9 protein-coding genes are annotated in these 12,440 nt (G+C 70.7%); 7 read left to right on the forward strand and 2 right to left on the reverse strand.

Annotated features, from left to right (window positions below; translation table 11 throughout):
• Positions 1-2: 2 nt before the first annotated feature.
• A complete protein-coding gene (locus tag ADL12_RS33495) occupies positions 3-2,990 on the reverse strand; it encodes a methyl-accepting chemotaxis protein (protein ID WP_062709104.1) in 2,988 nt (995 codons plus the stop codon).
• Positions 2,987-4,825, reverse strand: a complete 1,839-nt coding sequence (locus ADL12_RS33500; RefSeq protein ID WP_079052422.1) for an HSP90 family protein — start codon at positions 4,823-4,825, stop codon at positions 2,987-2,989. Before ADL12_RS33500 ends, ADL12_RS33495 begins: the two co-directional genes overlap by 4 nt.
• A gap of 190 nt (positions 4,826-5,015) precedes the next feature.
• Here ADL12_RS33500 and ADL12_RS33505 point away from each other — a divergent pair, with 190 nt between their 5' ends.
• The 7 genes from ADL12_RS33505 (at position 5,016) to rnc (ending at position 12,360) form a co-directional block, all read left to right on the forward strand.
• Positions 5,016-8,237, forward strand: coding sequence for a helicase-related protein (locus tag ADL12_RS33505; RefSeq protein ID WP_062709110.1), 3,222 nt, complete (start codon positions 5,016-5,018; stop codon positions 8,235-8,237).
• Positions 8,238-8,343: 106 nt separating this feature from the next.
• Complete coding sequence (gene rsmD / locus ADL12_RS33510) at positions 8,344-8,931, forward strand: 16S rRNA (guanine(966)-N(2))-methyltransferase RsmD (protein WP_062709113.1); 588 nt, start codon at positions 8,344-8,346, stop codon at positions 8,929-8,931.
• A gap of 26 nt (positions 8,932-8,957) precedes the next feature.
• On the forward strand, positions 8,958-9,437 hold the full coding sequence (gene coaD / locus ADL12_RS33515; RefSeq protein ID WP_062709116.1) for a pantetheine-phosphate adenylyltransferase: 480 nt from the start codon (positions 8,958-8,960) through the stop codon (positions 9,435-9,437).
• 58 nt (positions 9,438-9,495) lie between these two features.
• Positions 9,496-10,575 (forward strand): ATP synthase F0 subunit B, encoded by a 1,080-nt coding sequence (locus ADL12_RS33520; RefSeq protein WP_062709117.1) that lies wholly within the window; start codon positions 9,496-9,498, stop codon positions 10,573-10,575.
• Between the two features lie 138 nt (positions 10,576-10,713).
• Complete coding sequence (locus tag ADL12_RS33525) at positions 10,714-11,358, forward strand: YceD family protein (protein ID WP_062709120.1); 645 nt, start codon at positions 10,714-10,716, stop codon at positions 11,356-11,358.
• A 2-nt stretch (positions 11,359-11,360) separates the two neighbouring features.
• On the forward strand, positions 11,361-11,534 hold the full coding sequence (gene rpmF, locus ADL12_RS33530; RefSeq protein ID WP_003951102.1) for a 50S ribosomal protein L32: 174 nt from the start codon (positions 11,361-11,363) through the stop codon (positions 11,532-11,534).
• 19 nt (positions 11,535-11,553) lie between these two features.
• Positions 11,554-12,360, forward strand: coding sequence for a ribonuclease III (rnc, locus tag ADL12_RS33535; protein WP_062709122.1), 807 nt, complete (start codon positions 11,554-11,556; stop codon positions 12,358-12,360).
• Positions 12,361-12,440: the final 80 nt, after the last annotated feature.

The raw sequence follows: 12,440 nt of genomic DNA on the forward strand, positions 1-12,440 counted from the left end.
CGCTACTCCGTGTCCTGCTCCTCCACCACCTCAAGCATCTGCTGGGCCTCCGCCCGCCGCTCCTGCGCCGCTTCGTCGGCGTCGTCCGAGCCCTCGTACGCCGTCAGCACCGCACGCGCGCGTGCGGCGGCCTGGGCCGGGCGGCTCAGGTCGGCCTCCAGCCAGCCCGCGGCGAGTTCGGCGCCGGTGCGGCTGTGCAGGGCGCCGTCGCCGAGGCATGCGAACACCGCGGCGGCCTGCGTCACCTGGGACAGGGCCTCCTCCAGTGCGGCCCGGATCGACTCGTCCTCGGCGTCCTCCGTGGCGGAACGGGCGAGCAGGTCGCTGAACTGCCGGTGGGTGTGGCCGAGCTCGGCGGTCAGCCGCTGCCGCGCCTCCTCGTCGTCCACGGCGTCCAGCGCCGCCACGCACTCGCTGACCGCGCTCGCCATCAACTCGGACGCCGTGTCGTCCCTGCCCGCCACGTCGCCCGCCTCGCCCGCCGCGTCCTCCGGGTTCTCCGCACGCAGCGCCAGCCACGCACGGGCACGCAGGGAGCGCACGAGACCGTGGACGTTGCCGAGAGAGCGCCACAGCGCGCCCGCGCGCGCGTACGCCTGGTCCGCCTCGGCGTGCAGGCCCGCGTGGCCGAGGGACTCGGCGGCGAGGTGGGCGAGCGTGGCGTGGTCGTGCTGCTCGGGCCAGTGCCGGGCGATCTCGGCGGCCTGCAACCGGCGTTCGGCCGCCGCGCGGTGCTCCCCGAGCTCGCTCAGGCAGTCGCCGAGCCACCACTGCGTCTGGACGACCGCCCCGTCGCCGTGTGTCTCGGCGGTCAGGTCGGGCAGCGCCGACTCCAGCACCTCGGCCGCCTCGGCCCACCGTCCCTGCCGCAGCAGGAACCCGCCGAGCTGGTGCCGCGCCCAGGCGCCCAGCGTGCGGCTCTCGCCCGCCTCGTCGGCCCAGTGCGCGGCCTGAAGGGCGTGTTCGGCGGCCTCCTCGGACAGCCCACGCCCGCCGAGCACCTCGGCCAGCTGGAGGTGCAGCTGGGCCCGCCCGGTCGCCTCGAGGTGCGGGCCGCCGTGCTCCAGGGCCGCGCGCAGCGCCCGCTCGGCCTCCGCGGTGTCGCCGAGATGGTGCGCGAGTCCGGCCAGCCGGGCCTCGTACTCCACGGCGAACCACGGCAGCCCCGCTCCGACGAATGCCTCCGAGGCCCGCGCGAACAGCTCCGCGGCCCCCTCCACGTCCCCGGTGAGCGCGGCCAGCTCCGCGAGCATCGCCTGCGCCTCCGCGGCCCGCGAGGCAAGCCGTACATCGTCCCCGGCCCGCCCGTCGACGAGCGCGAGCACCTCCCGCGCGGCGGTCTCGGCGTCGGCCAGGACGGCGCCCTGCACCGCGTCGTCCGCCTCGTGCACCCGCCGCATCAGGATCCGCGCCCGGCTCATCAGTACGGCCGCCGTCTGACGTACCTCGGTGCCGTCCTCGGCATACAGCGCGAGGATCCGGTCGTACAGGTCGGCGATCGCCGTGAGGGCCTGGCGCACCTCGCCCGTGAGAGCGCGTACGTACGCTCCACGCGCGCGTGCCGCCAGGGCCTCCCCGGGGTCGCCCGCCTCCGCGTACAGCTCGGCGGCCCGTTCGAACAGGTCGATGCCCTCGGGGCCCAGGTCCATCGCCTGGTGATCGGCGATCTCCGCGTGGTCGAGGGCGTCCAGCTCGACGCCCTCGGCGGCCCGCGAGACGGCCGCCCAGGCCTCGATGGCGTTCGGCTGCAGGGTGTCCGACAGTCGCCGTGCCTCAGCGAGCAGCGCGGCCAGGTCGGGCTGCGTGTCCGGGTTCTCCGGCGCGCTCGCCGCAGTCGGCCCGGGCAACGCCACCGCCGTCGGCCGAGCCGGCGTACGCACACCCAACGGCAGCCGCTCCACCAGTGGCCGCTGTTCCATACGCGCGCGTGCCCGCTCGCTGATGTGTCCGGTGCCGTTGCGCTGATCGAAGCGCGCGGCCAGGGCGAGGGCCTCCTTGCGCGCGTGGACGGCGAGTTCGCGAGCGGTCCAGGTACGGCCCGCCGGACCGGGCACCTGCTGTTGCCCGAGCCCGAGTTCGGTCAGGCGGTCCATGAGCAGGGCCACCACCGACATGAACTCCAGCTTGCTGCGCGGATGCCCGTCGTCCGTGAAATACGCGGGCCGCTCGGCGAGCAGCTCCAGGCCGCGCGCCTCGTTGCCGGTCAGCGCACAGAACTCCACGTGGTCCGCGTAGGCCCCGCGCATGCTCTCCATGGCCCGGACGAGCCGGAAGCCCCGCAGATGGTTGGCGCGGGCCTCGTCGAGGCGTCCCAGGCGCAGCAGCGGCGCCAGGGAGGACGCGAGGACCGTGTGCGGCTCGTGGGCGCACGTGAACTCGCCCTCAAGGACCGGCTCCCACAGCTGAAGCCCCTCCGCGTCCCGGCCCCGTTCGGCCTGCCACCACCCCTGACCGTGCAGCTCGCACGCGTGGCAGTCGGCCATGCTGTCCCGGTCGGCGGCCAGCCAGGCGCCGTACGCCCGCTCGGCCCGTGCCACGTCACCGACGTGCGCGGCCACGCTGAACTCGGCACTGCGCACGGCCCGTTCGGAGTGCCCGGCGAGCCGGTAGCGGTGCTCCATCTCGCCGAGCCACTTCTCGATCGAGGCCAGCGGGATGTGCGGCTGGTCGAGCATGCCGGACGACATCCACTTGAAGACCCAGTGCAGGGAGTGCGTCTCGTACGCGTCGAAGTCCTCGGGCCGCTCGTCCCACATGCGCAGCAGACGCGCGAAGGGGACGAACATCTTGTCCTTCTCGGAGCTGTAGTTGTAGACCTTCAGCTGGTGTCCGAGCGCCTCGATCACGGCGAGCGGGATGTTCAGCTTCTCGGCCTCGGCGAGCAGCTGCTCCGCGCGCGCGTTGCGGGCGGGACCCTCCGGCTCCTCGCCGTTCTCCGCCATTGCCCGGCGCAGCGAGTCGAAGTCCGCGATTCCGTCGGTCCGGCTCATCGGTGGCCCTCCTCGCCGTTCGTGGCCCATTCCAGCAGGCCGATGAAGGCCCGGTTCAGCAGCGCCGAGTCCGTGGGCCTGAGCGGTCGCTGAGCCATCAGCAAGGCCTGCCCGTAGAGCGACTCGGTGGCGGTGCCGATCAGCTCGGGATCGCCCAGTGAACTGATCCTTCGGATCAGTGGGCTGAGGTGGTTGAGCACGAGACGCGCGCGTGGGGCGCTGCCGCGCAGCGAGCCGAGGATGCCCGCCCACAGGTCGTCGGCCTGCTCCTCGGCCTCCGCGCGCGCCTGCTCGTGCCGGGTCGCCCGGTCGTCGAGGTGCAGCGCGGGCACGGACAGCGGATGGAAGGCGCGCAGGACGACATCGCAGCCCAGCGGGTCCAGCTTCGCCCGCGCGGCCGCCAGGAAGCCCGCCAGGGCCAGCTCCTCGGCCGGGTCGACCGAGTCCAGATGAGCGGTCACGGTGTCCGCGTCCAGCTCGGCGACGACCGTCCCCGGCCGCACCGAGGGCAGCGCCTCGACCAGCTCGCTGTCGTACGTGTAACCGCCGTTGATCACCCCGACGCCCTGCGCGGACGCGATCGGCGCGACCTGCCGGTACTCCTCGACGGACCGCGTGAAGTGCACCACCGGGTGCCGCCCCGCGAACTCCTCCAGGGACAGCCGTCCGTCGGTCGTCTCGAAGGGGAGCCACGGCAGCATCGTGCGCAGCATCTCCTTGTCGTGCCGCGCGAGGGACTTCACACCCAGGTGGTGCACGGACAGGAAGGCCGCAAGCCGTTCCGGATCGCCGGCCGCCAGTCCCGTCAGCCAGGTCCGAATCCTTTCGCCGAGCGCCTCCCGTACGGCGGCCAGCGTCTCGTCCTCGTACAGCGACTCCCGCGAGGCCGTCGGCCGCAGGCTGTCGGTGTCCAGGACGCAGCGCACGAAGAACGCCCAGTCGGGCAGCAGCTGTTCGGCCCGCTCGGTCAGCAGCATGCCCTTGAGGTGGACGCGATGACCCGCCCGCTGGGCCGGGCTGACGGCCGAGGGGAGGACGTACGCCACGCCACGAATCCCCGCGAGCGGCACGTCCAGCGCGATCGAGTCCAGCGGCGTGAAGCCGAACAGGTCGTGACAGTGCCGTGCCAGGGCCACCCTGCGGTTGGCGGGGGAGGGGTACGGCCGGTCCCAGGGCGCGGGCAGGTCGGTGACCGCCGCGCTGCCGACCCGCACGTCGTACGGCAGCAGTGAGCCGAAGTCCCGCGCCAGCGCCAGGACCCGGTCCTCGGCCAGCCACTCGGCGGCCCCGGCCCGCGCCACCAGGTGCACGGTGGTGCCCGGTTCGGCGCGGGCGTCGTCCGGCAGTGTCCGCACGGTGTACGAACCGTCGTCCGTGGCCGTCCACTCCACGGGCGCCGCGTCCGGCGTACGGGCGCTGCGGCTGACGACCCGGATCCGCTCGGCGACCACGAAACAGGCCAGCAGACCGATGCCGAACTGCCCCAGGAAGTCGGACCGGGCCTCCTGCAGCCCCTCGGCACGCTTGGAGCTGCGTCCGATCGTCGCGAGGAGGTTGTGCACATCCGCCTCGGTGAGCCCGACACCGGAGTCCTCGACCCGCAGGGCGCCCGACTCGGCGTACAGCCGCACCACGGCGGGCGCGCCCGGTTCCTCGGCGCGTCTGGCGGTGATGGCGTCGACCGCGTTCTGCAGCAGCTCGCGCAGGTAGACCTTGGGACTGGAGTAGAGGTGATGGGAGAGCAGGTCCACCAGACCACGCAGGTCGACCTGGAACGTATGAGGTGTCTGGGGCGGTTGAGGGGCCTGGGATGACTGTGAGGTCTGGGAGTCCATCGTCACGGCGCCGTTGGGGGGACTTGGCGACGGCGCGGGGTCGGGCGGTCCCGGTGAGGCGGTGACCGCGAAAGGATGGCCGGAGCGCGTCATCCTAGGGCCGGAACGAGCCGCCTGACCAGGGGTTTCCGGGACGTTTACCTTCGCGGCCGCCGTGACCTCTACGGCATTGTCAGTGCCGTGGTGTGGAATGGATCTCGTGCCCGCACTGGAAGAACCCCTGAAGAAAGTGCTCGGCCCTCCCACCGCGAAGGTGATGGCCGAGCACCTCGGCCTGCACACCGTCGGTGACCTCCTGCACCACTACCCGCGCAGATACGAGGAGCGCGGCCAGCTCACCCACCTCGCCGACCTCCCCATGGACGAGCACGTCACGGTGGTCGCCCAGGTCGCCGACGCCCGCCTGCACACCTTCGCCTCCGCCAAGGCCCCGCGCGGCAAGGGCCAGCGCCTCGAAGTCACCATCACGGACGGCAGCGGCCGACTCCAACTGGTCTTCTTCGGCGCCGGCGTTCACAAGCCCCACAAGGAGCTCCTGCCGGGCACACGCGCCATGTTCGCGGGCAAGGTCTCCGTCTTCAACCGCCGCCTGCAACTCGCCCACCCGGCATACGAGTTGCTGCGCGGCGACTCGGACGAGACCGTCGAGACCTGGGCCGGCGCCCTCATCCCCCTGTACCCGGCCACCGCCAAGCTGGAGTCCTGGAAGATCGGCAAAGCGATCCAGACGGTCCTTCCCCGTGCCCAGGAGGCCATCGACCCCCTGCCCGACTCCCTGCGCGAGGGCCGTGGCCTGGTCTCCCTCCCGGAAGCCCTCCTGAAGATCCACCGCCCGCACACCAAGGCGGACATCGAGGACGCCCGCTCCCGCCTCAAGTGGGACGAGGCCTTCGTCCTCCAGGTGGCCCTCGCCCGCCGCCGCCACGCCGACGCCCAACTCCCCGCGGTGGCCCGCAAACCCAAGCCGGACGGCCTCCTGACGGCCTTCGACGACCGTCTGCCCTTCACCCTCACCGAGGGCCAGGAGAAGGTCTCCAAGGAGATCTTCGACGACATCGCCACCGAACACCCGATGCACCGGCTGCTCCAGGGAGAGGTCGGATCGGGCAAGGCGCAACCCCTCGACTCACTCGTGCTCACACCCTCCGGTTTCCGTCGGATGGGCGACATGAGTGTGGGGGACGAAGTCGTCGTGCCGAATGGGGAGCTCGCGCTGATCGACGGCGTCTTCCCGCAAGGAGAACGCGATGTGTGGCGCTTGGTCCTCTCCGACGGAAGTTCCGTGGAATGCGACGACGAGCACCTCTGGATCGTCGGCACGAGTGGTGGGTGGGACCGGGGCCAGGCTCCAAAGATCATGACGACGCGGGAGATCCGTCTCGACACGTTGAAGGCAGACGGGTCCTCGAAGTGGCACATCCCATCGGCAGCACCGGTCGATCTCGGAGGCGACTCGGCGCTGCCACTGGACCCGTACCTGTTCGGCCTTCTCCTCGGGGACGGCTCATTCCCGCACGACCTCCGTCTGTCCACGATCGACGACGAGACTCGCGATGCCGTGGCGGCCGCCGTGGCGCCGGAATGCCGTCTGGTGCCTGTTGAGGGTTCCCGCTGCGACTACACGATCCAGCTTTCCCAGCGTTCCGACGGCGTCCGCACCCCAGTGATCCAGACCCTGCGGGATCTGAACCTCTGGGGCGAGACGTCGCATGGCACCTTCGTTCCCGACGCTTTCAAGAACACGTCGGTCAAGAACCGTCTCGCTCTGCTGCAAGGGCTCCTGGACACCGACGGCACGGTCCATGCGGACGGTATGGGCCTTTCGCTCCGCACGGCCTCGCGCAGGCTTGCGGACGATGTCGCCTGGCTCGTGCGCTCACTGGGCGGCCGTGCGCGCGTCCTGCCGAAACGAGCTGAATTCGACGTCTCGGTTGCCCTGCCCGACGACTACGCGCCGTTCCGACTGACCCGCAAGACCGAACGTGTCCGGCGCCGGCCGAAGAACCACACCTTCCTGCGGGGAATCCGCGCGGTCGAGTACGTGGGGCGAAAGCCGGCCCAGTGCATCAGCGTGGCTCACCCGAGCCACGCATACATCACCGACAACTTCACGGTCACCCACAACACGATGGTGGCCCTCCGCGCCATGCTCGCCGTCGTCGACGCGGGCGGCCAGGCCGCGATGCTCGCGCCCACCGAAGTGCTGGCCCAGCAGCACCACCGCTCGATCGTCGAGATGATGGGCGAGCTGGCCGAGGGCGGAATGCTGGGCGGCGCCGAGCAGGCCACCAAAGTGGTCCTGCTCACCGGCTCCATGGGCGCGGCCGCCCGCCGCCAGGCGCTGCTCGACCTGGTCACGGCAGAGGCCGGGATCGTGATCGGCACGCACGCGCTGATCGAGGACAAGGTGCAGTTCCATGACCTCGGCCTGGTCGTGGTCGACGAGCAGCACCGCTTCGGCGTCGAGCAGCGCGACGCCCTGCGCGGCAAGGGAAAGCAGCCACCGCACCTGCTCGTGATGACCGCCACACCCATCCCGCGCACGGTCGCGATGACGGTGTTCGGCGACCTGGAGACCTCGGTCCTCGACCAGCTCCCGGCCGGCCGCTCACCGATCGCCACCCATGTCGTCCCGGCCGCCGACAAGCCCCACTTCCTGGCCCGCGCCTGGGAGCGGGTGCGCGAAGAAGTGGCGAACGGCCATCAGGCGTATGTCGTCTGCCCGCGCATCGGCGACGAGGAGGACGACCCGAAGAAGAGCGGCAAGAAGAAGTCCCCGGAGGACGAGGCGGAGAAGCGCCCGCCCCTCGCCGTCCTGGAGGTGGCCGACCAACTCGCCAAGGGCCCCCTGCAGGGCCTCTCGGTCGAGATCCTGCACGGTCGGATGCACCCCGACGACAAGGACGCCGTGATGCGCCGCTTCGCCGCCGGCGACACGGACGTCCTGGTCGCCACGACGGTCATCGAGGTCGGCGTGAACGTCCCCAACGCCACGGCGATGGTGATCATGGACGCCGACCGATTCGGCGTCTCCCAGCTCCACCAGCTGCGCGGCCGTGTGGGCCGAGGCTCCGCCCCCGGCCTCTGCCTCCTGGTCACCGAGATGCCGGAGGCGAGCGCGGCTCGCCAGCGCCTCAACGCCGTCGCGTCCACCCTCGACGGCTTCGAACTCTCCCGCATCGACCTGGAACAGCGCCGCGAGGGCGACGTCCTGGGCCAGGCCCAGTCCGGAGCCCGTACCTCCCTGCGGGTCCTCGCCGTCATCGAGGACGAGGAGATCATCGCCGAGGCGCGGGACGAGGCGGCGGCGCTGGTGGCGGCGGACCCTGAGCTGACGCAGCTCCCCGGCCTACGGACGGCCCTGGACGCCCTCTTGGACGAGGAAAGGGAGCAGTACTTGGAAAAGGGGTGAGGGAGACTCCTCAGGGGCGCGGGGCTGTAATCCATATGCGGCTACCGCCGCGCGGGCGCGACCAGCCACACTGAGACCTAAAGCCGCCCACAACCAAGGACCAAAGATGACCCGCGTGATCGCCGGCGCAGCCGGCGGACGTCGCCTCGCCGTCCCCCCAGGCACCGGCACCCGCCCCACCTCCGACCGCGCACGCGAAGGTCTCTTCTCGACCTGGCAGTCCCTGCTCGGCGGCCCCCTGGAGGGGGAGAGGGTCCTCGACCTGTACGCCGGTTCAGGCGCAGTCGGCCTGGAAGCACTGTCGCGCGGCGCCGGCCACACCCTCCTCGTCGAGGCCGATGCCCGAGCCGCCCGCGTGATCCGCGAGAACGTAAAGAATCTCGGCCTCCCCGGCGCCGAGGTGAGGGCGGGCAAAGCCGAGCAGATCATCCAGACCCCGGCGCCGGCCGAGCCGTACGACATCGTCTTCCTGGACCCGCCGTACAGAGTCACAGATCACGATCTTCGCGAGATTCTCCTCACACTCCGCTCGGGGGGCTGGCTCGCGCCGGAGGCACTCGTCACCGTGGAGCGCAGCACCAGAGGCGGCGAATTCAGGTGGCCGGACGGCTTCGAAGCGCTCCGGGCCCGTCGCTACGGCGAGGGAACGTTTTGGTACGGTCGCGCCGCCTCTACGTGCGAAGACGCACGATGACCGGACCGGAGAGCGAGGGATCACAAGTGCGCCGCGCCGTCTGTCCCGGGTCGTTCGACCCGATCACCAACGGACATCTCGACATCATTTCCCGCGCCTCCAGGCTGTACGACGAGGTCTACGTCGCAGTCATGATCAACAAGTCCAAGAAGGGCCTGTTCGAGGTCGAGGAACGGCTCGACCTGATCCGCCAGGTCACGGCCGAGTACGGGAACGTGCGGGTCGAGGCCTTCCACGGCCTCCTCGTCGACTTCTGCAAGCAGCGCGACATTCCCGCCATCGTCAAGGGCCTGCGCGCGGTCAGCGACTTCGACTACGAGCTGCAGATGGCCCAGATGAACAACGGCCTGTCCGGCGTCGAGACGCTGTTCGTGCCGACCAACCCGACCTACAGCTTCCTCTCCTCCTCGCTCGTCAAGGAAGTCGCCACCTGGGGCGGAGACGTCTCCCACCTGGTGCCCCCGGTGGTCCTCGAAGCCCTGAACAAGCGCCTCCGCAGGGACTGATGGGGCTACAGTCGTCCCGTCCGTCTCCTTCACAGCTGTAGAGAGTGGCGAGCACACGGTGGACGTACAGAAGAAGCTCGACGAGATCGTCGCGGCCGTCTCGGGTGCCCGGTCGATGCCCATGTCGGCCTCGTGCGTGGTCAACCGAGCCGACCTGCTCTCGATGCTCGAAGAGGTCCGCGAGGCCCTGCCCGGCTCCCTCGCCCAGGCCCAGGAGCTGATCGGCGACCGCGAGCAGATGGTCGAGCAGGCCCGTCAGGAGGCCGAGCGGATCATCCACTCCGCGCACGCCGAGCGCGGCTCCCTGATCTCCGACACGGAGGTCGCCCGCCGCTCCCAGGCCGAGGCCGACCGCATCCTCGCCGAGGCCCGCAAGGAGGCCGAGGAGATCGTCGCGGAGGCCGACGACTACGTCGACTCCAAGCTCGCCAACTTCGAGGTCGTCCTCACCAAGACCCTCGGTTCCGTCGGCCGCGGCCGCGAGAAGCTCCTCGGCACCGGCCCCGGCACCGACGAGCAGGGCTACGAGGACGAGGACGCCCCCGAGCGCAGCCACGACCCCGAGACCCTGCGCCGCACCGCCGACGAGTACGTCGACGTCAAGCTCGGCGCCTTCGAGGCGGTCCTGGCCAAGACCCTGGAGGCCGTCGGCCGCGGCCGCCAGAAGCTGCACGGCCGTATCGCCACGGACGACCTCGGCGCCCTCGCCGACGACATGAGCACGGTCCAGCACTCCAGCGACGCCGACTACCTGGCCGACCTCGCCGCCCTCGCCGAGCGGGACGCCCCGTCAGCCCCCGCCGAGCAGCCCGCCCAGCAACAGCAGCAGTACGACCAGCAGGCGGCCGTGCAGCCGGCGTACGGCTACCAGCAGCAGAACGCGGATCCGTACGGCGGCTACCAGCAGGGCTACGGCGGTCAGCAGGACCCGTACGGCTACCAGCAGGCCGACCCCTACGCCTACCAGGGCTACGCCCCCCAGCAGGCCGCCTACGACCCGAACCAGGCCCAGCAGCAGGCCGCGCAGCAGACCTCGCAGGGCGACCAGGGCTACGCCCTCGACGAGACCAGCCTCTTCGACACCAGCATGATCAGCGCGGAGCAGTTGCGGGCCTACGAGCAGGGGCGAGGCCAGTAAGGGGCCACCGGATTGGGCCGTGAGCGAAAGGTCCAGTATCCTGGCTCTTCGGTCGCGTGTACGTCCGCGATCAACGCTGCCCGGGAACACCGCAGGGCAGCAACCCTCTGAGCTCAGTAGATCGAAAGCAGGAATGGCGTGACAGCCCGCCTCGACCACCGCAACCCTCTCGTGTTCGACACACACGAGCTGGGCCGGCGGCCCGGTGCGCTGCAGCGCCTGACCCGCACGGTCGACGCTCCCAAGGACTTCGGTATCCAGGGAGTCATCGGAGTGCCGGAAGGCGCCCCGGTGGAGCTCGAGCTCCGACTCGAGTCGGTCATGGAAGGTGTGCTTGTCACAGGCACCGGCCGTGCACAGGCCGAGGGGGAGTGCGTAAGGTGTCTGGAGCCGCTTCAGCTCGACGTCGAAGCGGACTTCCAGGAGATGTTCTCGTACCCTGACGCCGATGATCGGGGCCGTCACCACCACGGTGCGGAACCCGGCGACGACGCCGAGGACGACGAGGACAGGCTCTTTCTCGAGGACGGCCTGTTCGACCTCGAATCCGTGCTGCGCGATGCGGTGGTGCTCGCACTGCCGATGCAGCCGGTGTGCCAGGAAGACTGCCCGGGACTGTGCGCCGAGTGCGGCGCACGCCTCGCGGACGACCCGGACCACCACCATGACGCCGTCGACATCCGTTGGGCGGCACTGCAGGGACTCGCCGGTTCACTCGAAGACGGCGAGAAGGACGAGATGAGCGGCGCCGAACCGGGCGTCGACGAGAAGCAGGAGAAGTAGCCGTGGCTGTTCCGAAGCGGAAGATGTCGCGCAGCAACACGCGCCACCGCCGGTCGCAGTGGAAGGCTGCGGTCCCCACTCTGGTTGCGTGCGAGCGCTGCCACGAGCCCAAGCAGCAGCACATCGCGTGCCCGTCGTGCGGCACCTACAACAAGCGCCAGGTCCTCGAGGTCTGAGCGGCTGGTGAGAGGCACTGTGTCCACGCCGAAGAAGAACGCAGCGGACAACACAGCCTCGTCCCACACGCTGTTGGAAGGGCGGCTCGGGTACAAGCTCGAGTCCGCCCTTCTGGTGCGTGCGCTGACCCACCGTTCCTACGCATACGAGAACGGCGGTCTGCCCACCAACGAGCGCCTGGAGTTCCTCGGGGACTCCGTCCTCGGCCTCGTGGTCACGGACACGCTGTACCGCACCCACCCCGACCTGCCCGAAGGCCAGCTGGCCAAGCTGCGGGCCGCGGTGGTCAACTCGCGTGCGCTGGCGGAGGTCGGTCGCGGCCTTGACCTTGGCTCCTTCATCCGGCTCGGCCGCGGTGAAGAGGGCACGGGCGGCCGGGACAAGGCGTCCATCCTCGCCGACACCCTGGAAGCGGTGATCGGCGCGGTCTATCTCGACCAGGGCCTGGACTCGGCGGCGGAGCTGGTACACCGCCTGTTCGACCCCCTGATCGAGAAGTCCTCGAACCTCGGAGCCGGCCTGGACTGGAAGACCAGTCTCCAGGAGCTCACCGCGACCGAAGGCCTCGGAGTCCCCGAGTACCTGGTCACGGAGACCGGCCCCGACCACGAGAAGACCTTCACTGCTGCCGCCCGCGTCGGAGGCGTCTCGTACGGCACCGGCACCGGCCGCAGCAAGAAGGAGGCGGAGCAGCAGGCCGCGGAATCCGCGTGGCGGTCCATCAAGGCCGCAGCGGAGGAGCGCGCCAAGAAGGCGAAGGCGGCAGCCGAAGCCGCCGAGCCCGACGCTGACGCTGACGCCGACGCGTCATCGGCCTCCGCCTGACCGGAACAGCGCGATCCGAGCGCCCGTGCCTGCCCTGGGCCGGGCGCTCGGCTCATATCCTGAGTCGTAGGAACACGGGG

Source organism: Streptomyces regalis, from assembly GCF_001509475.1.
GTDB classification, from domain to species: Bacteria; Actinomycetota; Actinomycetes; order Streptomycetales; family Streptomycetaceae; genus Streptomyces; species Streptomyces regalis.